The following is a 22,852-nucleotide window of genomic DNA, read 5'->3' on the forward strand; positions in this document are numbered from 1 at the left end:
GGAGGCCATTGCGGCCTTGATAGAATGGCCCGCCGCACTGACTCCCGAGTTTACCAAGAGAAGAGACCCTCTCCCCATCATGATGATTATCGGAATTCCCCTGGAGTTTTTGCTGTTCGCCGCCACCCTGCTGGGGGTCGCCCTGTTTCATGGTCATACGCTGTACATCGGCCTGGCCGGGCTGGCCGCCGTTTCCCTCTACAAGATCCTGGTGGCCGGCTTCGCCTTGGGTCCGGGGTTCGAGGGCTTCGCGGCCCACCTGGGCCATGAGCTGGTCACCCTGTCCAACCTGCTCTGCCTGTTGCTGGGCTTCGCGCTGCTGTCGCGCCATTTCGAGAAGAGTCATCTGCCGGTCATCCTGCCCCGCTACCTGCCCGACGACTGGAAGGGCGGGTTCCTGCTGCTGGTGATGGTCTTCGTCCTTTCGGCCTTCCTCGACAATATCGCCGCGGCCCTCATCGGCGGCGCCATGGCCCACCAGTTGTTCCGCGCCCGGGTCCATATCGGCTACCTGGCGGCCCTGGTCGCCGCCTCCAACGGGGGCGGGGCAGGGTCCGTAGTGGGGGATACCACCACCACGATGCTCTGGATCGCCGGTGCCTCGCCCCTGCAGGTAATGGAGGCCTTTGTCGGTAGCAGCGTCGCACTGGTGGTGTTCGGCATTCCTGCCGCCCTGGCCCAGCAGCGCTATTCGCCCATCCTCAAGCATAGCCACGCGCACACCCGTGTAGATTGGGGCCGTGTGGGCATCGTGGCCACGATCCTGGTTTTCGCGGTGGCGACCAATCTCTTCGTGAACTTCCGCTATCCGGCCGAAGCCAGCCACTTCCCCTTCATCGGCGTGGCCGTCTGGGTGGCGATCCTGCTGACATCCAACCTGCGGCGCCATGACTGGGAGGTCCTGCCGGAGTCCTTCAAGGGGTCCGTCTTCCTCCTCTCCCTGGTGCTCTGCGCCTCCATGATGCCGGTGGAGCAACTGCCGCTGGCCTCCTGGACCACCACCCTGGGTCTGGGCTTCGTCTCCGCCGTTTTCGACAACATTCCCCTGACCGCCCTGGCCATCAAGCAGGGGGGCTACGACTGGGGCTTCCTCGCCTACGCGGTGGGCTTCGGCGGTTCCATGGTCTGGTTCGGTTCCTCCGCCGGCGTCGCCTTGGCCAACATGTATCCGGAAGCCAAGTCCGTGGGGTTGTGGCTGCGCCACGGCTGGTTCGTGGCAGTGGGCTATCTGGCCGGTTTCCTGGCCCTCGTGCTCCTCGTGGGCTGGCATCCCGAGGTCCTGGGCGGAGCGCGCTAGATGCGATATCTCGGCCTACTCCCGCTGCTTTCTCCGCTCCCCGCCCTGGCCGCCGGAGGCGGCGTGGTGGGGGAGAACCTGCTCTGGCTGGCCCTGATCCTGATGGCGGCCCGGCTCTTCGTGCCCCTGGCGCGGCGCGTCGGTTTTCCCGCGGTGCTGGGAGAGTTGCTGCTGGGGGTGGTGCTGGGCAATCTTTCCCTGGCCGGAGTGGATTACTTCGCCACCATCGCTCGGGATCCCATCGTCGCCTTCATCGCCGAACTGGGGGTGATCGTGCTGTTGCTGCAGATCGGTCTGGAAACCCGGTTGAAGGACCTGATTCAGGTTGGCCCCCGGGCCACCCTGGTGGGCTGCGTCGGCATCGCCGCGCCTTTCGCGCTGGGGGCCTGGTTTGTCGGTCCCCTCCTGTTACCCGGCATGACCACCCATACCTACCTGTTTCTCGGTGCCACCCTGGCCGCCACCTCGGTGGGCATCACCGGCCGGGTGTTCCGCGATCTGGGCAAGCTCGACACCCCCGCCGCCCGTATCGTATTGGGGGCGGCGGTGATCGACGACGTGCTGGGTCTGGTAATCCTGGCCGTGGTCTCCAGCCTGGTCACGGCGGGTTCCGTGAGCGGCGGCGAGGTGCTGTGGATCATCGCCAAGGCGGCCCTGTTCCTGGCCGGCAGCATCGGCATCGGGCGCCTGATCGCTCCCCATTCCAGCCGCTGGCTGGCCCGGCTCGATGCCGGACCCAGTATGCTTTTCGCCCAGGTGCTGGCCACCGGCCTGTTCCTCGCCTGGCTGGCCCATGCCATGGGCCTGGCGCCCATCATCGGCGCCTTCGCCGCCGGCCTGCTGTTCGAGCCGGTGTTCCTCAAGGACTTCGAGACTCCCGCCATCGTGCGGGAGATCCAGCCCCTGCTGCCTGCCCATGACCCGGATCTGGCGGGGCGCCTGATGCCGGTACTGGCCCGCCATGCGGGCCACCAGCACGAGCACATGATCGAGCCCATCGGTTATTTCTTCGTTCCGGTGTTCTTCGTCCTCACCGGGATGCAGGTGGATCTGCGGGCCTTCGCCGATCCGGCGGTCGTCGGCATCGCCCTGGGCATCACCGTCGCCGCCATCGTCGGCAAATTGCTGGCGGGGGTCTGCGCCGGCACCGCCGGGCGCTGGCTGGTGGGTTGGGGCATGGTGCCCCGGGGCGAGGTGGGCCTGATCTTCGCCATGGCCGGACGCCAGTTGGGGGTGATCGGCGAGGGACTGTTTTCCGCGGTGGTGGTGATGGTGATCCTGACCACCGTGGTGACGCCGCCCATGCTTTCATGGCTGCTGAGGCCCTCCCGCAGCTGATGGCCTATCCCGCCATTTTCACCGCCGCCCTGTGTCTGTTGCTGGCCTTCGGCGTCGAGCGCCTGGGCCGCTCCAGCGGCATACCCTCGGTGATCCTGCTGATCCTGATGGGGCTGCTCGGCAAGCCGGCCCTGGCCGCCCTGGGGGTTGCCCTTTCCGGCCTTGACGGGGTGGTGCCCCTGCTCGGTGCGGTGGGCCTGGTCCTGATCGTCCTGGAAGGCGCCCTCGATATCGAGTTGCGGCGGGACCGGCTGCACGCCGCCGCCGGGGCGGGGCTGCTGGCGGTGGCCGGTTTCGGGGTCTGCCTGGCGGTGTTCGCTTCCCTGGCCGTGCTGGCCCTTTCCATGACGCCTTTCCAGGCCCTGATCCTGGCGGTGCCCTTTGCCGTGATCAGCAGCGCCGTCGCCATTCCGGGCAGTTCCTTCCTGACGCCGGCCGGCCGCGAGTTCGTGGTGTATGAGAGCTCCATTTCGGACATCCTGGGGGTCATGGTGTTTTTTGCCCTGGTGGGCTCCGATGGCACCCCCGGCGGCATCGCCTGGGGATTGCTGGGGGGCGGGGCCCTGTCCCTGCTGTTGGCGGTCGTCTGCACCCTGACCCTGGTGGCCGTGCTGATCCGGATCGACGGCCACATCCGCTTCATTCCGTTGCTGGCCGGCCTTTTCGGGCTCTATGCGGCAGGCAAGATGCTGCATCTGTCGCCCCTGATCCTGGTGCTGCTGTTCGGCCTGGCCCTCAACAACCCGTCCCTGCTCGGCCGTTTCCCGCCCTTCAGTCGCTGGATCGATGATAGCTACGAGGCGACGCTGAAGGAGTTCAAGGTGCTGACCATGGAACTCACCTTCGCGGTACGGGGATTCTTTTTCCTGCTGCTGGGGTACTGGACCGAGTTATCCGATCTGGCGCACTACCAAGCCTGGCTCTCCGCCGCCCTGGTCCTAGCAACGATCTATGCCAGCCGCGGCGCGATGCTGCGCCTGGGGCGCTCTTCCATGGTTGCTTCCCTGACCTGGCTGGCCCCCCGGGGCCTGATCACGGTGCTGCTGTTCCTGAATGCGCGGGAGGTCCTCTCGCTGCCCGCCTACGCCCAGGGAACGGTGATGCTGGTGGTGCTGGCCTCGGCGGCGCTGATGGCCCTTGGTCGGCCCCGACGGGCCCCGGCTGCCGTCGTCACAAATGGCGGTTGAGGAGGGCGAACAGCCGGTGGTAGAAGTCGCCGTCGGCAATCGTCTCCTCACCCACCTTGATCATGTTCTCGCTGCTGGCGATCCAGGGCATGGAAATGGAGCCCATTCCGGTCACGCTTAGGCCGGCGCTGGTGTTGCTGGCCTTGAGTTCGAAATAAGTCTGTTTGGCATTGGCATAAACCACGGCTCCCGGTTCCGCCGCCAGGCAGACCAGGTTGATCTCCAGCCGGGTGTGGTGCTCCTTCGAGGGCTGGAAGGCCTTGTGGCCCTGGATCAGGGCCTTGGCCTTCTGCTCCACCTGGTAACCCTGGCTGAGCAGGGCCCGGCGTCCGGCTTCGCAGGCGCTTTCGCTGTCGGCCTTGATGCGGTATTCGAAGGGGGTGTCGGCGCCGAAGCTTTCCTTGGGGTAGACGGACAGTGCCGACAAGGGGGTGGAGGGCGCGGCACAGCCCGCTGCCAGGCAGCAGGTGATCAGGGGGAGGAGGCGTCGGGGGAGCATTGAAGGGGTGATATATTGATTGCAATATAATTGCTGACCATTTACCGGGTGAATTCTACAAGACCGGCAACCCAGCTCAGCGGAAGGCTGCAATGACCAGGAACCCCAATACCCAATTACCGATGGATGTGCTGCGGAAGTTCCGCCTGATTTTCGGCTCGGTGCGCCAGCACTTCCGGGAAATCGAGCAGAACTGCGGCGTCTCGGGCTCCCAGCTTTGGATCCTGCAGGAGGTGGCGGGCCTACCGGGACTCGGGGTTTCCGAACTGGCAGGCCGCCTGGCGATCCACCAGTCCACCTGTAGCCAGTTGGTGGATAAACTCGTTGCACGGGGCCTGCTGGTCAAGCAGCGTAGCGTCGAGGACCAGCGGCGGGTGGGCCTGAGCCTGTCCGCCGAGGCCGAGGGCATCCTCGGCCGGGCGGCGGGGCCTGCTGCCTGCGGCCCTGATGGCGCTGCCGATGGATGCCCTGGCGATCCTCGACGATTCCCTGGCGCGGGTGATCGAACACCTGCCCCGCCGTGACGAACGCTGGGCCGACCGGCCCCTGGCGGACCTGTGATGGTGCGCCGGCTTTCCCTGGCTGCCCTGGCCCTGCTGGCAGGATGCGCCTCGCCTTCGCCGTCTCCCGGCCCCCTGGTCTTGGGGCCAAAGGATACTGTTTCCTCTCCCGAGGGCAGACCACGGGGCGCCACGCCTCTCCCACCGGCGCCGTCAATACCGCCTGTCCCGGCCGTCGTCCCCGCCGAGATGCCGGGGGACGTGGCGGATGGGGCGGATGGGGCGCCCCGCGTGATTTTCCCCCGGGGATCGGCCCAATTGCCCATCGAGAGTGGGGCCGTCATCCGTGCGGTGGCGGAGGCCCTCAAGGCAGAGCGGTCCCGCACGGTGCTGCTGGTGGGGTATTCCGACCACTGGGGGAGCCGGGAAATCTCGCTGGCCCTGGCCGTGCGGCGCGTCGATGTGGTGGCGAAGGAACTTTTGCGCCAGGGCGTACCTGGTGGACAGATCCGGAAACTGGCTCGCGGATACCTGAAATCCGTGTTGGCCCAATGCCGGGGCCCAGCCTGTGAGCGAAGGCTGCAGCAAGTCGAACTGCGCCTGGTGGACAAGGCGGGCCGGGAACTGGCGGGGCTTTCCTGATGCCGGACTATCTTGTCGCCATGATCGGGCCCCTGGCCTGGCCCGCCGCCCTGCTTGCAGCCTGGCTGGCGGGTGAGGCGGGCCAGCGTTGGCTGGCCCTGCCCCGGGTCAGCAGCTACGGCTTGGTGGGTTTCCTGCTGGCCGAGCACCAGGCGGGCCTCCTGGGGCGGATGGGGGGTGATGTGCTGGCCCTGGCCGCGGACGTGGCCTTCGGGATGATCCTCTTCGAGCTGGGCTACCGCATCAATCTGCGCTGGTTGCGGAGCAACCCCTGACTGGGCGTATCCAGCCTGCTGGAGTCCTTCGGCACGTTCGCCGCCGTCCTGGCCATCGCCCAGGCATTTGGCCTGGGTCTGGTGCCTTCCCTGCTGCTGGCGGCCCTGGCCATGTCCACCTCTCCCGCCTCCGTGCTGCGGGTGGTCAACGATCTCCACGCCTCGGGCCAGGTGACGGAACGGGTGCTGCACCTCTCGGCCTTCAACTGCGCCCTGGCCGTGGTCGTGTTCAAGGTCGTGGTCGGCTACTGGGTGCTCGCCACCGCCGGCAGCGTTTTCCAGGCACTCTGGAGCAGCCTGGTGGTCTTGGTGGTCTCGGCTGGCCTCGGGGTGCTCTTCGGCGTGGCGGTGCCCGCCCTGCTGCGCCGCACCGGGGCAACCGCCCGGGATGCCACGGTGCTGTTCTCCCTGGCGGTGCTGTTGCTGGTGACCCTGACCCACGGGCTGAAGTTCTCACCCCTGCTGGCGACCCTGGCCTTCGGCCTGGTGTCGCGCCATCGGCGGGTGGCGTTCTCCCAGGCCCAGCGCAACTTCGGCTCCCTCGGCAATCTGCTGACCCTGTTTCTGTTCGTCTTTGCCGGTGCCACACTGGACTGGCGCGATGCCGTGGCCGGCCTGGGACTGGCCCTGGCCCTGGTGGCTGGCCGCCTGGCAGTCAAGGTGGCGGCCGTGGCGTTGCTGGCCCGGGCCGCTGGCCTCTCCTGGCGCAAGGGCGCCTTGACCGGCCTGGCCCTGACGCCCCTGTCGGTGTTTGCCATCCTGCTGCTGGAGCAGACCCGCTACCTGGGGGTCGGCCTGGTGGATGACTTGGCGCCCCTGGCGGCCCTGGTCCTGCTGCTGGACCTGGTGGGCCCCATCGTCACCCAGCGGGCCCTGATCTGGGCCGGCGAGACCCATTCCGGAAAGGCGAACTGACCATGCCCCTGGAGCCCTTCAAGGTTTCCGAGTCCCTGACCCTGGGCGTTGAGCTGGAGTTGCAATTGGTGAACACCACCGATTTCGACCTCGCCGCCTCGGCCTCGGACATGCTGCATCTGCTGGAGCGGCAACCCTTTCCCGGCGACGTGAAGCCCGAGATCACCGAGAGCATGATCGAAATCTCCACCGACGTGCATCGGCGCCACGGGGACCTGCTGCTGCAGTTGCGGCAGATGCGGGATGTCCTGACCCGGGCGGGGGACCGGCTCAATGTGGCCCTCTACGGCTACCTGGCCAAGCAATTCACCGTCTTCGGTCAGCATGTCCATGTGGGCTGCGCCTCGGCCGACGAGGCGCTGTTCCTGCTCCATGCCCTGAACCGGTATCTGCCCCACTTCATCGCCCTTTCCGCATCCTCCCCCTATTCCCAGGGGGTGGATACCCTGTTCGATTCGGCGCGGCTGAATTCCGTCTTCGCCTTTCCCCTCAGCGGCCGGGCACCCTTCATCCTGTCCTGGGATCAGTTCCAGAGCGAGTATTTCGCCAAGATGGAAGGGACCGGCGTGGTGAAGAGCATGAAGGACTTCTATTGGGATATCCGGCCCAAGCCCGAGTTCGGCACCATCGAACTGCGGGTCTGCGATACCCCGCTGTCCGTGGAGCGGGCGGCGGCCCTGGCGGGCTATCTGCAGATCCTCTGTGCCCACCTGCTGGAGCGGCGGGAGCCGGCGCCAGTGGAGGACGACTACCTGGTGTACAACTACAACCGCTTCCAGGCCTGCCGCTTCGGCCTGGATGGCGTACTGGTCCATCCCAAAACCCACGAGCGTCTACCCCTGCGGGAGGACATCCTTGCCACCCTGCGCCGGGTGACGCCGGTGGCGATGGATCTGGGGGCAGGGGATGTCCTGGATGGGATTTACCACGTGGTGGCCGAGGGCAACCACGCCAGCTTCCTGCGGTATCGATTCCAGGAGGAAGGTAGTTTGCCGGCAGTCGTGGATGCGGCGGTGGAATGTTTTCGCCAATGAAGACCCAGCGGGTTCTTTGGCTCCTGGGGGCGGTGTTGGCCTCGGTCATGGGACGATAGGGCTGCCCATGTTCGCGATCCCCGTCATCAATGATCTGGCGCTTGTCGTCGCGGCCATCGTGGCCGCTGGCGTGGGCGGGGAGCTGTTTCTGAAAGGCGTCGTGGGCGTTGCGGACGCGCTGCGCGTCCCCAAGCTGCTGGTCGCCACCACATTGGGTGCCTGCGCCACCTCGACGCCGGAGTTGATCGTCTCCACTACGGCGGCCCTTGCCGGCGAACCCGCAATTGGCTTGGGGGATGCCTTGGGCAGCAATGTGATCAACATTGCCTTGGTGCTCGGGCTGGCACTGCTATCGGGGCCGATCCGGGTCGCCCGGCGTGAACTGGGGCGCGACTTCACGGTTGCACTCGCGGTGCCGCTGCTCACCTTCATGCTGGTGCTGGATGGCACCTTGTCACGGGCGGATGGCGGGCTGTTGCTCGGGATATTTTGTGTATGGCTGGCGGTTTCGTTCTACAGCGGATTCCGGGCCCAGGGATTGGCTGACCATGGTTCCTGCAATTACCGTTTGAGTACCGTGGTGCTCCTGGCCAGCGGAGGATTGATCGCCCTGGTATTGGCTGCCCGGCTGTTCGTGGCCGGGGCCACGGGTATCGCGACCGCCATGGGGGTGGATACCTACGTGATCGGTGCGATGGTGGTCGCGGTCGGCACATCCCTGCCCGAACTGGTAACCGTCGTTGTTTCCCGGAAAAGGGGGCATGATGATGTAGGTATCGGAACCCTGCTCGGTAGCAACTTGTTCAATGGGCTGGCCATCGTCGGTATCGCGGCCACCATTCAACCCATGCCGGTGCCCGTGGCCGAGATTTCTGTCGCCTTGGTCATCGGTGTAGTCGTGCTGCTCATGATGATGCCCGATCGAATCGGCCTGCTTGGCCGCATTCGTGGAGTTGAGCTGCTTCTTGTCTATCTGATATTCGTGCTGGCGACCTTGGCCGCCAGTGGCTACAGTGGCCCCTAGGGGGCTCGGGTGCGGAACCGTACCGGCAGGACATCAAAACAGAGGTTGACCCCATGAGACTATCCCTAAGGTTTGTCCTTCCGCTGATGCTGATTCTGGTGGCCTTCGCCTATGGCGTCGTACCATTGGTCGACAAGCTGACACTCCGCTGGTTCGTCCGTGATCTCGACATGCGGTCCTCCCTGATTGCAAACACCATCCAGGAGCCGCTACAGGAACAGTTGCTGGCAGGTTCGAGGGCGAAGACCGGCGCTTTATTCACCAAGATCACCCAGGACGAGCGGGTTTTTGCCATTGGCTATTGCGCTACGGAGCAGAGTACCCCGCTGGCGACCCGGACCATGCCGGCATCGATCAAATGCGACGATCTGGCGCGCTGGTCCACTCAAGGGGGGCATGTTCTTGATAGTGCCCAGGGACCCCTGCATGTGGCAGTCAGCCCCTTGGCGACGGAAGTTGCTCCATCGGGAAAGCTCGTGCTGGTCCATGACATGAGTTTCATTGCTCGACGCAGTGATGAAACCAAGCGCTACGTCATCTATTTCTTCATCGGTTTGGCGGTGGTAATCGCGTTGATCACCGTGGTCATCGCCCAATTGTCCTGGCGTGGCTGGATCGCCGGTATCCGGGCCCTGTTGCGTGGCGAGGGTCTGCTGAGGCAGCCCCTCGCCGGACAGCCCGCGGCCGAGTTCCGCCCCATCGCCCGGGATCTGCAGCGCTTGATACGGGAAATGGAGTCCGATGTCCGTGCCCGCGACGAAAGCCAACTCAATTGGTCTCCGGATACGCTGAGGGCCATCCTTCACGCGGAACTGTCCGGTGAGGATGTGATCGTTGTTTCGAACCGGGAACCCTATATCCATCAGCGCCGGGGCGACCACGTCGAAATCCAGCGGCCTGCCTCGGGGCTGGTGACGGCCCTGGAACCCATAATGCGCGCATGTTCGGGCGTGTGGGTGGCCCATGGCAGCGGCAGCGCGGACCGGGAAGTGGTGGACCGCTATGACCGCATCGCGGTGCCGCCGGAAAAACCTGCGTATCAGCTGCGCCGGGTGTGGCTGAGCGCCGAGGAGGAAGCCGGCTATTACTATGGATTTTCCAACGAGGGCCTGTGGCCTCTCTGCCACATTGCCCATGTTCGTCCGACTTTTCGCTCCGAAGACTGGGCCCACTATGTAGCGGCAAACCTCAAGTTTGCCAAGGCGGTCATTGCTGAGGCCAAGACGCGAAATCCCATCGTGCTGGTGCAGGACTATCACTTTGCGTTGCTGCCGCGCATGATCCGCGATGAGTTGCCCGAGGCGACCGTGATCACCTTCTGGCATATCCCATGGCCCAATCCCGAGTCCTTCGCCATTTGTCCTTGGGCCCCAGATATTGTTGCTGGCCTTCTGGGGAGCAGCATTCTCGGTTTCCATACCCAGTTCCATTGCAACAACTTTGTCGACACGGTGGATCGTCTTCTGGAGGCGAGGGTGAATCGGGAGGAATTCTCCGTTTCCCTGGGGGGCAAACTTTGCGCCGTGCGCCGTTACCCGATTTCCATCGCCTGGCCCCCGGGGGAGGAGGTAATTGGAAAGCCGGTTGACCAGTGCCGGGCCGAACTGAGAAAAGTAAATCACCTCCCCTTGAGCCATGCCATCGGTATCGGTGTGGACAGGCTCGACTATACGAAAGGGATCATTGAGCGTTTTCGCGCTATTGAGCGGCTGCTAGAGTTGAAGCCCGAATGGGTCGGTAAGTTCAGTTTTGTCCAGATTGCCGCACCCAGCCGATCCAGTATCGATGAGTACCAGAACCATGAGGCTCAGGTGCGTTCCTTGGCCACCCGGATCAATCAGCGTTTCTGTGCCGGGGGGGCGCCACCCATCGTGCTGCGGGTCGAGCACCATGAACCCAAAGAGGTGTATGAGTACTACCGGGCCGCCGATTTCTGCTTCGTCAGCAGCCTCCACGACGGCATGAATCTGGTGGCCAAGGAGTACGTGGCGGCTCGGGATGATGAGCGGGGCGTCCTCATCCTGTCCCAATTTACCGGTGCGGCAAGGGAATTGCCGGAGGCGCTGATCGTCAATCCCTACGATGCCGATCAGTGCGCTGCGGCGCTGCACTTGGCATTGACCATGCCGTCCTCCGAGCAACGGGACCGTATGCGGTTGATGCGCGGCCTGGTGGCGGAATTCAATGTCTATCGCTGGGCCGGGAGAATGCTGCTTGATGCTGCAGTGATGCGTCGCCGTGGCCGACTCCTGGGGCATCCCGGGGCAGATGCTTGAAATGGATAATGTGAAAAGATGACGTACAGGAATACCCGCAGTCCCCCTTCGCCCCAGGCAGGCTGGGCCTATTTTCTCGATGTGGATGGAACCCTGATCGATTTGGCCATCAGTCCGGATGCCATTGAAGTAGATCGTCACTTGCTAGCACTTCTGGATACGGTGTACCGCAAAACCGGCGGTGCATTGGCACTGGTAAGTGGACGCTCGGTCGCCGATCTGGATCGCCACATAGGGCTGTCTCAGGTTCCACGGGCAGGTCAGCAAGGGCTCGAAAGACGCGACGCAAAGGGCAAGCTGCGCCGCCACGTAACGTCGGAGCCGGCCAAACAGGCCATGCTAAAGGCCCTGGAGCCAGTGTTGGCACGCCACAGTGGATTGTTGTTGGAGGACAAGGGAATGACCCTGGCGGTCCATTATCGCCAGGTCCCCAGGCTTGGCGCCTACGTGCACCGTTTCCTGGGTCGCTTGGTCGAGGACATGGGGCGGGGGTTTCACTTGCAGGTCGGGAAACGCGTTGTCGAGGTCAAACCGGTGGGCGTCGATAAGGGGACGGCCGTCGCTGCCTATTTGGCCGAGGCTCCGTTCGCCGGTCGGACGCCGGTGTTCGTGGGTGACGACGCCAACGATGAGCATGCCTTCGCCCTGGTGAACGAGCGCGGGGGAGTTTCCATCAAGGTTGGGGCAGGCAGGTCCTGTGCCCACTATCGCCTGCCCGACGTGGCTTCGGTCCGCGCCTGGTTGGCCGGTTTACTGACCCATGAGGCCCTACCATGAGTTCTCTTGATCTTGCCTTGATCGGCAACTGCAGTATCGGCGCGTTGGTGGATGCACAGGCCCGTATTGTCTGGGGGTGTTTCCCCCGATTCGATGGGGACCCCACCTTCTGTGCCTTGCTGACGCCGAGCGAGGATTTTGGATTCTTTGCCGTCGAGTTGGAGGAGTTCGAAAGGGCGGAACAGAACTACCTCGAAAATACGGCGATTCTGGTGACCCGTCTTTTTGATCGTCATGGCGGCGTGGTGGAAGTGAGCGATTTCGCCCCCCGCTTCGGCCAGTATGGCCGCATGTTCCGGCCGACGACCCTGGTGCGGCGCATCCAGCGGATTGAAGGCAACCCGAGGATCGTGGTGCGTTTGCGTCCGGCGTGCGATGACGGAGCCGGCAGGCCCGTCACGACCTGGGGCAGCCACCATATTCGTTACGTGTCCTCCTCATTGGCGTTGCGCCTGACCACCGATGCATCCGTTACCGCCATCCTGCAAGAGACTCCGTTCTTTCTTGAGGACTCAGCCACCCTGCTGCTCGGCCCCGATGAGACGGTACCCGAGTCGGCTGCCGAGGTGGGGCGCCGGTTCTTCGAGGAAACGGCGCAATACTGGCGGGAATGGGTCCGTTTTCTCGGTATTCCCTTCGAGTGGCAATCGGCGGTCATCCGGGCCGCTATCACGCTCAAGCTCAATGCCTTCGACGATACCGGCGCGGTGGTTGCCGCAATAACCACTTCGATACCCGAGGCAGCAGGCAGTGCGCGTAACTGGGATTACCGCTACTGCTGGCTGAGGGATGGCTATTTTGTCGTCAATGCGCTGAATCGACTGAGTGCGACCCATACGATGGAGCGTTATCTTTCCTACATCGTCAACATCGCCGCCGATGCAGGAGAGGGGCCGCTCCAGCCCGTATATGGCATCGATGGCCGGGCAACCCTGGAGGAGCGGTTTGCGCCGGCATTGGCAGGGTATCGCGGCATGGGGCCCGTGCGCACAGGTAATCAGGCCTATCGGCAGGTCCAGCACGACGTCTATGGTTCTGCGATCCTGGCCGCAACGCATATTTTCTTCGATAGCCGGCTTACCCGCCGTGGTGATGAAGCCTTGTTCCGGCGCCTGGAATCCCTGGGCGAACAGGCGGTCCGTTGCTACGACAAGCCGGATGCCGGTCTTTGGGAACTGCGTGGCGCCTTGCGGGTGCACACATTTTCTGCCGTCATGTGCTGGGCAGCGTGTGATCGCCTGGCACGAATCGCTGAGAGACTGGGGCTGGCGGGGCGCATGACCTATTGGCGCAAGCACGCGGAGCAGATTCATAAAGTGGTCAGCGAGCGTGCCTGGAATGATCGGCGAGGTACCTTTGTCTCAACCTTCGGCGGCGATGCGATGGATGCGAGCCTGTTGCTCCTCGCCGAGGTGGGATTCCTGGATGCCGCCGATCCTCGTTTTGCTGCCACGGTGGCCGCTGTCGAGGCGGAGCTGAAGCGGGGTGACTTTATTTTCCGCTATGTCGAGAAGGATGATTTCGGCACACCCAAGAACGCATTCATCGTCTGCACGTTCTGGTACGTGAATGCGCTGTCCACCCTCGGTCGTCGCGATGAGGCGCGGGCCTTGTTCGAGAAACTCCTGGCGTGCCGCAATCGCCACGGCCTTTTGGCCGAGCATATCGATCCCAGCAGCGGCGAGCAATGGGGGAACTTTGTACAGACCTACAGCATGGTAGGACTCATCAACGCCGCGATTCGCTTGTCCATCCGCTGGGATCAGGCGTTTTGATGAATCAACTGTTTGATGTTTTTGTCACATGGCTGCCGGGCAATCTGGAAAGGCCGGTCAGGATTCTGCTCATCCTGGTGCTGAGCTGGATGGCAATGCACACCACACACCGCATTATTCCCCGGCTGCGCGAAACTATCGTTTCTCGCCAGGGAAGTCGCGAAGACGGACAGCGCATCCGAACCCTGTCGAGGGTGATTCGTTACACCCTCACCGTCATGGTCACGGTCATCTCCGGGCTCCTGATCCTCGGTGAATTCGGCATCTCGGTGGCCCCTATCCTGGGGGCGGCAGGCGTGGTGGGTATTGCGGTGGGTTTCGGTGCCCAGAGTTTGGTTAAAGACTACTTCAACGGATTTTTTCTGCTGCTGGAAAACCAAATTCGTATCGGAGACGTGGTGGAGGCTGGCGGCAAGGGGGGCGTGGTCGAGGAGTTGACCCTGCGCTACCTGCGCTTGCGGGACTATTCCGGAAACGTCCATTACATTCCCAACGGCGAGATTTCCATTGTCACCAATATGAGCCTGGGCTTCGCCTATGCGGTCATCGATGTTGGGGTGGCCTATGGCGAGGACATCGATCATGTAACAGCGGTTATGCGCAGGGTCGGCGACCAAATGCGCTGTGACCCTGGGTTGTCCGGGAAGATACTGGACGATCTGGAGGTCGCGGGTGTGGAAAGTTGGGCTGACTCATCCGTCGTGATCCGGTGTCGTTTCCGTGTCGCACCGTTAGAACAGTGGTCCGTGCGGCGCGAGTATTTGCGCCGGCTCAAGCAAGCCTTTGACCAAGAGGAAATTGAGATTCCGTTTCCCCACATCAAGGTTGTCAGTGAGATGCAGGCGACGGCTCTTGGCAAATGATTGGAGACGCTGCCAGCTGGAGCTATTCGTACCGGTTTGATTATTCGGGCCCTTCAGATACGAATGTTTTTCAGAAACTGTTTTCTTAACTTGGCAGGGTTATAAGGATCCGAATTCCGTACAAACTGGCTATATCGATACCGTTCCAGGATCGTTCTCCCTAAGGACTGGGCCGCATCTCCTCTAAACCCTTCCAAGGGAGGGTACCGTCTGACTTAGTGCATTTGCACCATGTCACGCAGCATTGATCTCCGGATACTCCAAAAAAAACTGAAAAATCCCCGACCGTTGCGAGTGATGGTTGTCAGTCAAAAGGTATCCCATCTTTGTGGGAATTTTCGGAGGAGGAGTCAATGTTCAAGAAGAAAAAGATTCACACGATGGTTTGTGCTGCGCTCATGACCAGCGTTACTGCCTGGGCAAGTGGGGAGGCTGCGCTCGAGGAGGTCATCGTCACCGCACAGAAAAGGGCCGAGAATGTGCAGGATGTGCCGATTTCCATCCAGACGTTAAATGCAGCCGCTCTGGAGAAGAATGTGATCGTGAGCTTGACGGACATGCGGGCACAGGCGCCCGGGGTGACCATCAACAACTTTCCTTTCGCCCAGGAGTCGACACTTCTGGTGAATATGCGGGGCAGCCAGCCATTCAGTACCGCCGTGACCCTGGATCAGCCGGTGGCCATACATCTGAACGGTGTTTATCTGGCACGATCCAACGGTCTCAATTCAGTGACCGCCGCCGACCTGGAGCGCGTGGAAATCCTGAAAGGCCCCCAAGGCACTCTGGTCGGCAGAAATGCCGCTTCCGGCGCCATCAATATTGTCACCGTCAAACCGACCTTCGATGGCTTTCACTTCAAGCAACAAGTGACTGTCGCCAGCCGCGGCCAGTTGACGACCAAGACCGCCGTCAATCTGCCTGTCAGCGATACCCTGGCAGTTCGGATCTCCTACCTGAACAAGTCCATAGATGAACCGGCGAACGGCATCAAGAATTCCGGGCCCGGGCCGGAGTTGGGCACCTCGAAAACAGATGCCTGGCGCCTGGATTTCCGCTGGCGGCCTGTTGACTCCGTGACCGTCGATTACGGTTACGACCACACTAAATTAAAGCTCCAGGATCAGCCCTTCGTCTGTCTGGGGGCAACGTTGGCTGTGGCCAATAAGTCGGATTGCACTTCATCCTATCGCAACACCTTGACCGGCGCCTCGGCGCAGCCGGACACGGAAACGGAGGTGGAGGGCCATACGTTCAACGTTGATTGGACAGCCAGCGACACGCTGACGGTACGCTCCATCACGGGTTACCGGAAACTGACCGAGTCTTATTACAAGAACATGATTTATTCGCCGGGCAACTTTGGCTACATCGCCGGTCCGGTGACCAGCCTGCCGCCGGCCAGCTCCGTCACGATTCCAATGCCCGGTTCGAGCGTTCCCGGCATCGTGAATCAAGACCAGATATCCCAGGAGTTCCAGTTGGTGGGGCGTCCGTCCGAATTCTTCAACTACACCGGTGGTATCTACTATTTCGAGGAGAAGGGCTATGAGGCCCCGTCACAGTACGTATATATGCCGTCACGCGGCTTAGCGACGCTCAATCGTCCAAAGCAAGCATGGGCGCGTAACTGTCTAGTCCCGCCTGGTTATAAACACGTTTTTTGAACAATTCTGGTTTTTTCTGCTGCCATTCCTTGAGCGCCTGAATGGGAGAACGATGGTTGAGTGCGCGCTGCGGAATCTGCTGGTTGTAGGTTTTTACATAGCGCGCAAGCGTCGTCTCCAACTCAGCGGCTGAAGCAAATCGGGTCTGGCTCACCACCTCACTGATTCGGCCATTGAAACGCTCGACCATCCCGTTGGTCTGCGGGTGGCGTGGCGGGCACAGGCGGTGCTCGATGTTCAGCGCCGCGCAGCGTACATCAAAGACGTGGCGTCCTGTGGGCTCACGCTTTTTGCTTGTGAAGCGGTCGGTAAACTGGCTGCCGTTGTCCGTGAGCAGTTTGACGATCTTCATCGGTGCGGCGCGTTCCAGGCGGTTCAAAAAATCCACGCTGCTACGCTCGCTTTGATCGGCATAGATATGCATGAACACCCAGCGTGTGGCGCGATCGATAGCCACAAACAGGTAGCGCCGCTCTTTTTCGTCGGGCATCTGCGGTAAGTACTTGATATCCATGTGCAGGAAGCCTGGCTCGTAATCCTTGAAGGTTTTGACAGAGGGCTGGATTTCGCCTGCATCGGCCAGTGCCTCGGCTTGTTGTTGGCGCAGGTTGGCCACGCCATGGCGGCGCAAGCAGCGATCCAGTCCCGAGCGCGAGACTTCCGGATTGATGAATTCGCGCACCACAGCCACCAGGTCATCTAACGGCAGCAGCGTCAGGCGCCGTAACGCCACGACAATCGCCTCTTGCGCAGGCGTCAGCGTGGTACAGAGCTTGTGCGGGCGGTGCGATAAATCCTCCGGACTATCGCGCCGCTTCCACTTACGCGCGGTCGCTACGCTGATGTTGTAGCGTTCTGCCAACTCAGCCAGCGATGCGGATGACTGCTTGATCTCTGTTCGCGTTCGAGGGGTCGTTCGGGCTTGGGCGTGGACTTCACTCATGTCGCTTGCTTCGCTTTCAAGGTTTCAATCAGACCACGCATCACTTCTCTTGCTCGAAAGAGTGGCCAGCTACGAAGCGGGATATGATCACACGGGATGCAACACGTAACGAATCATGGGCGGTGTTTGGTCAGTTCAGCTGGCGACCCGATATCTTGTCGCGAAAGCTGGAGATCGTCCCTGGTATCCGCTACACGCGTGATACACGTGAGGTGCGCGTGGTCGATAACGGCAGCGTTTCCTACGCCCTAGGCGCCAGCAGCTACACCCAGGTCTCCAATCCCGTGTTGCAGAGTGGGAATGGCCAGTTGGAGGGCAGCAAGACGACGCCCGGCCTGTCTGTGCTGTATCACTTCGACGACCAGATGATGGGCTATGGCAAGATCGCCAGGGGGTATCGCACCGGCGGATTCAATATGGCGGATTCCAACCTGGCCCGTGCGCTCACTGGCTTTGCACCGGAAACCTTGACCTCCAAGGAACTCGGTTTCAAGGGCCAATTCCTGGAGAGTCGCCTGCGGACCAATCTGGCCTATTTTGTGATGGACTACAAGGACCAGCAAATGCAGCTCTCTGTTCCTTCGAGCACCGGTGGCTACTCTGCGATTATCGCCAACGCAGGTAATTCCCAGATCAAGGGCTTTGAATTGGATGCCGTCTATGCGGTCACCAAGAATCTGCGCCTGGGCCTCAGCTGGACACGACTGGATCTGACGTACAAGAAAGTCGTCGCTCCTGGAACCTCAACTAATGTGGCTTCCCGCTTCCGCCGGACTTTACCCAAGAACAACTACACGGTCAACGTCGACTACCGGTTCCCGGATCTGGGTCTTCCTGGAAAGCTTGAAGGACATCTGGACTACACACATATGGATGCTCAATCTGGCTCGACAACCGACGGAATCACACAGGGAGGGGTATTTGCCGGCTACACCACGACGGGGTTTGCCGAGCTTGACCTGACCCCTGCCTACAGTGTGTGGAACGGCCGGCTGGCACTGAACGGGATCAGCGCTGGTCCTAATGGACTGGGAGATGTTTCTGTCGGACTCTGGGCCAAGAACCTGACCGACAAGAAGTATCTCTCCTACGTCATGGCGGGTTCTCCGTTTGGTGGAATTACAGGAGCGGCTCTCGGAGTGTGGGCTCCGCGCCGCACTGTAGGCGTTGATGTGATCTATCGTTTCTAGAACGCATATTCCCCTAGTGTCGAAAAGTGACAGGCGACTCTCCCCTCAGCTAAGTCTTCACTGTCCAGCTGAGTTGGCCCGCCCGCGAGGGCGGGCTTCTTTTTCCGATGAAAACACTGTTCAGTCCTTCGCCGGAATGACGCATGGGACTTGTTCAGCGTTCCAAAAATACATATCAGAACAGGATGGCCTGATGTTCTATGGATGGAAAATCGTGGCCGTGGCCATGCTGGCGCTGGGGCTGAGTTGTGGTGTCGCCAGTTATTCATTCGGGCTGCTGGTCCTGCCGGTCAGTCATGAATTCGGTGCTACACGAATGGAGATCATGTGGGCACTGACTGCCTGTTCCCTGGCGACGATGCTGCTTTCCCCCATGGCAGGCACCCTGATGGACAAGCGGTCGGCCCGCTCGCTGTTTGTCATCGGTACCTTGTTTCTTGCCGCATCCCTGTTTCTGATTTCCTTCTCCCGCCATGTGTGGGAATTCATCCTGGTGTACGGCCTTGTCATGTCGCTGGGCAGTACTCTGCTGGGGCCGCTGGGCGCCAACACCTTGGTGGCACGCTGGTTTTCGCGTGGCAGCGGACGCGCCATGGGTATCACGGCCATGGGAACGTCATTGGGTGGTTTTTTTGTGCCTCTGATTTTGCAGGCACTCATCGATGAGCACGGTTGGCGTCGAGCCTGTTTTTATCTGGGGGGCATTGTCACTTTGCTGTTGCTGCCGCCCATCATCTGGCTGGTCTGCGATAACCCATCCGATCTGGACTTGCACCCCGATGGAGAACCTGGGCTCCATCGACACCAACGATCCGGAGTGGGTTTAACCCAAGCCCGGTTGCCGAATCTTTGGAAGGATGCTTCTTTCTGGCGCATTTCGCTTGCCGTCGGTGCGTCCATGGCCACGTTCACCGCAATGCTGGCGAATCTCGTCCCTTTTGCCATTGGCCATGGCGTTGCATCCAAACAGGCGGCGCTGCTGGTATCAGTAATCTCGATGGCCGGTTTCGGTGGCAAAGTGCTCTTCAGCGTATTTGCCGACCGCATCAATCTGAAGTACTGCATGTTGACTGCCTTGCTGATGGCGGGTTTGCCGATGCTGCTGCTGGTCTGGTTCCACGAATTCCCGATCATCGTGCTTGCCGCGATTTCAGTGGGGCTTTCTTCCGGTGCATTCCTGCCTGCATGGGGGGCGCTCGTGGCAAGAGTTTATGGCCCCCTGATTTTTGGACGCGTCATGGGATTCATGCAGCCGGTCACCATTGTCATGGTGATATTGGCGATACCCATGGTGGGGCACCTGTATGACCTGAGTGGTAGTTATTCCGCAGGGTTTCTGGTCCTGGTCAGCGCGGTCGGATTGGCAATATTGGGATTTCTTCCTTTGCGGCTAACGCATCAGTAGTCCGTTTGCACCATGTGGAGTCACGCCGATCTCTCCATACTTCATGCAAAGCCAGTGCATTGCATCAAGCGACATGTTGATTGCAGGTGATGATTTCGAGCGGGTGTCATATGAAGTCCAGAACGAAAGCTAAAGCAGCGATCAAGTTTCATAGTTGCCACTTCCCCGACGGCAAGCTGACCAACGAACAGTTGGAGCGCGATCTGGGACTATGGAGTGCTGCCAAGATTCTTGATCGCACGGGTATCGCGGTGAGATCGGTTGCCGCACCGGGTGAGTGCGCATCGGACCTGGGTTTTGCAGCCGCTCAGAAGCTGTTTTCGCAGGGGGTATGTGCTCCCTCCGATATCGACTTTTTGCTGTTTTGTTCCCAAAGCCCCGATTACTTCCTGCCGGCGACTGCATGTCTCTTGCAGCATCGACTGGGGTTGCGCACGGATTGCGGCGCCTTCGATCTCAATCAGGGATGCTCGGGATTCGTATATGGCCTGGGCGTGGCCAAAGGCCTGATTGAAACGGGTGTAGCGCGCAATGTGCTGCTGATCACGGCGGACACGTATACGAAATACGTCAATCCAAAGGACCATACGGTCCGTACACTTTTCGGCGATGCTGCGGCAGCCACGCTCATCGGCGCGGAGGAGGCCGACACCGACCTCATCGGACCGTTTGTCTTCGGTACCGATGGCAGCGGTGCCGACAATTTGATCGTCCACGCTGGGGGAATGCGGCATCCGATTTCCAATGAAACCGCTTTGGTGCGTGAATACCCCGACGGCAGCCGTCGTTCGCTCCAGAACCTGTACATGAACGGGCGGGAGGTGCTGAGCTTCGTCTTGAGAGAAGTGCCCAAGGCCGCCGATCAGCTTCTCTCGAAATGGGGATGCCCCATTGATCAGGTTGATCACTTCATCTTCCATCAGGCCAACAAGTTCCTGTTGGAGCAGCTACGCAATGAATTGAATATCCCCGCGGGTAAGTTCTGGCTACAGATGGAGACCTGCGGCAACACCGTTTCCTCGACCATTCCGATCGCGTTGCAGAACGCCTCGAAGCAAGGTGCCATCCGCAGCGGGGACAACGTCATGGTCGTTGGATTCGGCGTTGGCTATTCCTGGGCTGGTGCCATGATCACGATTCAATGATGAATGGGCACACATGGACAAATGAGTAATTTGCGACCCGCAACATTGCGGTGAGCTGCCGTTGCTTGTACCTCAAAGGAGTAATACCCATGCAAGAAAACCTGAAAACGCCGCGCATCCCGCTGCTTTCAGCAGACGAAATCGCAAAGATCGGTGCCGAAGCCGGTATCCCGCCAGAACTGCAGGATCGCAATATTTTTCGCGTCCTGTTCCAGAGCCCCCGTGTGGCCAAGGCACTTCAGGGTCTGCTTTACGCACAGCTTTTTGGGTCTGCATTCGATGGCAGGCTGCGCGAGCTCGTCATCATGCGTATCGGCTGGCAGACAAACTGCGAATACGAGTGGGTCCAGCATTGGTACACCGCATTGAAAGCCTTCGGCTGTACCGAGCAGGATCTGTTGGAAGTCCGGAACTGGCAAGCCTCGACCCATCTCGGCGCTGCTGAAAAAGCCGTTCTTGCGGCAACGGACGAGGTCATTTCCACCGGGACGATTTCCGACGAAACCTGGGCGCGTTGTGAGCAGTATCTCGAAGGAACAGAAGCGCGCCTGGAGCTTGTATTTGCAATCGCCACCTGGCAAGCGGTTTCCCTCATGCTGCGATCCTTGAAAGTGCCCGTCGAGGCCGATACGCCCTCCTGGCCGCCCGATGGCCGCTCTCCCCAGGACTTTGCCGGTGGGGTGGGGCGATGATCAACAAGGTGTTTTCCTCTGCTGCCGAAGCCGTGGCCGATATTGGCGATGATGCGACCCTGGTGGTTGGCGGCTTCGGCCTGTGCGGAATCCCCGAGAACCTGATCCGTGCGCTGGTGGATAGCGGACCCAGGAACCTCACCGTGGTTTCCAACAACTGCGGTGTGGACGACTTTGGCCTGGGCCTCATGCTAGCGGGGCGGCAGATCAAGAAAATGGTCTCGTCCTACGTCGGAGAGAACAAGAACTTCGAGAGGCAGTTCATGAGCGGGGAGCTCGAAGTCGAACTCAATCCCCAGGGAACGTTGGCGGAGCGGCTGAGAGCCGGTGGCGTGGGTGTCCCGGCTTTTTTCACGCCGACGGCTTACGGGACGGAACTCGCATCGGGAAAAGAGATCCGCGAATTCAATGGTCGCCCCATGGTGCTGGAACATGCCATTACGGGTGACTTCGCCCTGGTCAAAGCATACAAGGGCGATCGACACGGGAACCTCATCTTTCGCAAGGCAGCACGCAATTTCAATCCGCTCTGCGCCATGGCAGGCAAGATCTGCATAGCCGAAGTAGAGGAGTTGGTGGAGCCGGGCGAGATCGAGCCGGATCTGGTGCATACCCCTGGAATTTTTGTTCACCGTGTCGTCGTCGGCGAGCGCTTCGAGAAGCGTATCGAACAACGCACGACGCGGCCACGTTCTTGAAAACGCGAGAGGAAGCCGCTAATGCCCTTGAATCGTCAACAAATCGCCATGCGCGCGGCCCAGGAGTTGCGTGATGGCTACTATGTGAACCTCGGGATCGGTATTCCGACCCTGGTGGCCAACTACATCCCGGAAGGAATGGAGGTGGTGTTCCACTCCGAGAACGGCATCCTCGCCTACGGCGCATTTCCCTTCGAAGGTGAGGAGGATGCCGATCTCATCAACGCGGGCAAGCAAACCGTGACCGAGTTGCCTGGAACGGCCTATTTCGACTCATCGCTGTCGTTCGGCATGATTCGCGGCGGCCACATCGATGTCACCATCCTCGGCGCCATGCAGGTTGACGCCGGAGGCAGCATCGCCAATTACATGATTCCAGGCAAGATGGTCAAAGGCCCCGGAGGGGGAATGGATCTGGTGGCGGGGGTCAAACGCGTCATCGTTGCCATGGAGCACGTCGCCAAGAACGGTGAGAAGAAGATTCTCGATAAGTGCGACCTGCCGCTCACCGGCGTCGGCGTGGTCACGCGCATCATTACCGACTATGGCGTGATGGACGTGACGTCCGAGGGCTTGACGCTGGTGGAGAAGGCACCGGATCTCAGTGTCGAGGAAATTCAGCGCGCCACCGAGGCCAGGCTCATCATTTCGCCACAGTTGTGCGATATTTCGCTGTGAGGATGCTCATAACCGAATATAAGCAAGCGTGG

The 22,852-nt window shown here is 61.1% G+C and carries 22 protein-coding genes; 20 read left to right on the forward strand and 2 right to left on the reverse strand.

From position 1 onward, the window contains the following. Positions 1-79: 79 nt before the first annotated feature. From B9N43_RS01100 to B9N43_RS01110, 3 genes are read left to right on the forward strand one after another with little or no spacing between them, the layout of a single operon-like run. Complete coding sequence (locus B9N43_RS01100) at positions 80-1,297, forward strand: citrate transporter (RefSeq protein ID WP_145840507.1); 1,218 nt, start codon at positions 80-82, stop codon at positions 1,295-1,297. Next, positions 1,298-2,635, forward strand: a complete 1,338-nt coding sequence (locus B9N43_RS01105; protein ID WP_145840508.1) for a cation:proton antiporter — start codon at positions 1,298-1,300, stop codon at positions 2,633-2,635. Continuing rightward, positions 2,635-3,822: a sodium:proton antiporter gene (locus tag B9N43_RS01110; RefSeq protein ID WP_145840509.1), complete on the forward strand. Its 1,188-nt coding sequence runs from the start codon at positions 2,635-2,637 to the stop codon at positions 3,820-3,822. Before B9N43_RS01105 ends, B9N43_RS01110 begins: the two co-directional genes overlap by 1 nt. Here B9N43_RS01110 and B9N43_RS01115 read toward each other — a convergent pair. After that, positions 3,806-4,321, reverse strand: a complete 516-nt coding sequence (locus tag B9N43_RS01115; protein WP_145840510.1) for a DUF2242 domain-containing protein — start codon at positions 4,319-4,321, stop codon at positions 3,806-3,808. The genes B9N43_RS01110 and B9N43_RS01115 overlap by 17 nt on opposite strands. 92 nt (positions 4,322-4,413) lie before the next feature. Between B9N43_RS01115 and B9N43_RS01120 the strand changes: the two genes are divergently transcribed. From B9N43_RS01120 to B9N43_RS01165, 11 genes are all read left to right on the forward strand, one after another. After that, the gene (locus B9N43_RS01120; RefSeq protein WP_261379364.1) at positions 4,414-4,845 is read left to right on the forward strand and encodes a MarR family winged helix-turn-helix transcriptional regulator; all 432 of its coding nucleotides are present in this window, start codon (positions 4,414-4,416) and stop codon (positions 4,843-4,845) included. Between the two features lie 225 nt (positions 4,846-5,070). Continuing rightward, positions 5,071-5,463 (forward strand): OmpA family protein, encoded by a 393-nt coding sequence (locus B9N43_RS17095; RefSeq protein ID WP_261379429.1) that lies wholly within the window; start codon positions 5,071-5,073, stop codon positions 5,461-5,463. Next, positions 5,463-5,738 carry a hypothetical protein gene (locus tag B9N43_RS17465; protein WP_261379365.1) on the forward strand — a complete coding sequence of 92 codons (276 nt, stop codon included), beginning with the start codon at positions 5,463-5,465 and terminating at the stop codon, positions 5,736-5,738. The genes B9N43_RS17095 and B9N43_RS17465 overlap by 1 nt, the downstream gene beginning before the upstream one ends. 18 nt (positions 5,739-5,756) lie before the next feature. Next, positions 5,757-6,653 (forward strand): cation:proton antiporter, encoded by an 897-nt coding sequence (locus tag B9N43_RS01130; protein ID WP_409994730.1) that lies wholly within the window; start codon positions 5,757-5,759, stop codon positions 6,651-6,653. Positions 6,654-6,655: 2 nt separating this feature from the next. Continuing rightward, the gene (locus tag B9N43_RS01135; RefSeq protein WP_145840512.1) at positions 6,656-7,687 is read left to right on the forward strand and encodes a glutamate--cysteine ligase; all 1,032 of its coding nucleotides are present in this window, start codon (positions 6,656-6,658) and stop codon (positions 7,685-7,687) included. Positions 7,688-7,754: 67 nt separating this feature from the next. Continuing rightward, positions 7,755-8,711, forward strand: a complete 957-nt coding sequence (locus B9N43_RS01140; protein ID WP_145840513.1) for a sodium:calcium antiporter — start codon at positions 7,755-7,757, stop codon at positions 8,709-8,711. 86 nt (positions 8,712-8,797) lie between these two features. Then, positions 8,798-10,987 carry a trehalose-6-phosphate synthase gene (locus tag B9N43_RS01145; protein WP_261379366.1) on the forward strand — a complete coding sequence of 730 codons (2,190 nt, stop codon included), beginning with the start codon at positions 8,798-8,800 and terminating at the stop codon, positions 10,985-10,987. An 18-nt stretch (positions 10,988-11,005) separates the two neighbouring features. After that, positions 11,006-11,764, forward strand: coding sequence for a trehalose-phosphatase (otsB, locus tag B9N43_RS01150; protein ID WP_145840515.1), 759 nt, complete (start codon positions 11,006-11,008; stop codon positions 11,762-11,764). After that, on the forward strand, positions 11,761-13,539 hold the full coding sequence (locus B9N43_RS01155; RefSeq protein ID WP_145840516.1) for a glycoside hydrolase family 15 protein: 1,779 nt from the start codon (positions 11,761-11,763) through the stop codon (positions 13,537-13,539). Before otsB ends, B9N43_RS01155 begins: the two co-directional genes overlap by 4 nt. Continuing rightward, positions 13,539-14,402, forward strand: coding sequence for a mechanosensitive ion channel family protein (locus B9N43_RS01160; protein WP_145840517.1), 864 nt, complete (start codon positions 13,539-13,541; stop codon positions 14,400-14,402). The genes B9N43_RS01155 and B9N43_RS01160 overlap by 1 nt, the downstream gene beginning before the upstream one ends. 353 nt (positions 14,403-14,755) lie before the next feature. Continuing rightward, positions 14,756-16,069 (forward strand): TonB-dependent receptor, encoded by a 1,314-nt coding sequence (locus B9N43_RS01165; protein ID WP_145840518.1) that lies wholly within the window; start codon positions 14,756-14,758, stop codon positions 16,067-16,069. Here the strand turns inward: B9N43_RS01165 and B9N43_RS01170 are convergent. Continuing rightward, positions 16,002-17,012: an IS481 family transposase gene (locus B9N43_RS01170; RefSeq protein ID WP_145840519.1), complete on the reverse strand. Its 1,011-nt coding sequence runs from the start codon at positions 17,010-17,012 to the stop codon at positions 16,002-16,004. The genes B9N43_RS01165 and B9N43_RS01170 overlap by 68 nt on opposite strands. Positions 17,013-17,095: 83 nt before the next feature. On the opposite strand from B9N43_RS01170, the gene B9N43_RS01175 reads away from it, so the two are divergent. The 6 genes from B9N43_RS01175 to B9N43_RS01200 all read left to right on the forward strand — a co-directional run bounded on the left by B9N43_RS01175 (position 17,096) and on the right by B9N43_RS01200 (position 22,820). Further along, complete coding sequence (locus B9N43_RS01175; protein ID WP_145840520.1) at positions 17,096-18,202, forward strand: TonB-dependent receptor; 1,107 nt, start codon at positions 17,096-17,098, stop codon at positions 18,200-18,202. Positions 18,203-18,395: 193 nt separating this feature from the next. Further along, positions 18,396-19,607: an MFS transporter gene (locus B9N43_RS01180; RefSeq protein ID WP_186453914.1), complete on the forward strand. Its 1,212-nt coding sequence runs from the start codon at positions 18,396-18,398 to the stop codon at positions 19,605-19,607. A 110-nt stretch (positions 19,608-19,717) separates the two neighbouring features. Then, positions 19,718-20,752 (forward strand): 3-oxoacyl-ACP synthase III family protein, encoded by a 1,035-nt coding sequence (locus B9N43_RS01185; RefSeq protein WP_145840522.1) that lies wholly within the window; start codon positions 19,718-19,720, stop codon positions 20,750-20,752. A gap of 89 nt (positions 20,753-20,841) precedes the next feature. Next, positions 20,842-21,444: a carboxymuconolactone decarboxylase family protein gene (locus tag B9N43_RS01190; protein WP_145840523.1), complete on the forward strand. Its 603-nt coding sequence runs from the start codon at positions 20,842-20,844 to the stop codon at positions 21,442-21,444. Continuing rightward, complete coding sequence (locus tag B9N43_RS01195) at positions 21,441-22,142, forward strand: CoA transferase subunit A (protein WP_186453915.1); 702 nt, start codon at positions 21,441-21,443, stop codon at positions 22,140-22,142. The genes B9N43_RS01190 and B9N43_RS01195 overlap by 4 nt, the downstream gene beginning before the upstream one ends. 21 nt (positions 22,143-22,163) lie before the next feature. Beyond that, positions 22,164-22,820 (forward strand): CoA transferase subunit B, encoded by a 657-nt coding sequence (locus B9N43_RS01200; protein WP_145840524.1) that lies wholly within the window; start codon positions 22,164-22,166, stop codon positions 22,818-22,820. The last annotated feature ends 32 nt before the right edge of the window (positions 22,821-22,852 follow it).

Origin of the sequence: Denitratisoma sp. DHT3, from assembly GCF_007833355.1 — a bacterium.
Taxonomy (GTDB): domain Bacteria; phylum Pseudomonadota; class Gammaproteobacteria; order Burkholderiales; family Rhodocyclaceae; genus Denitratisoma.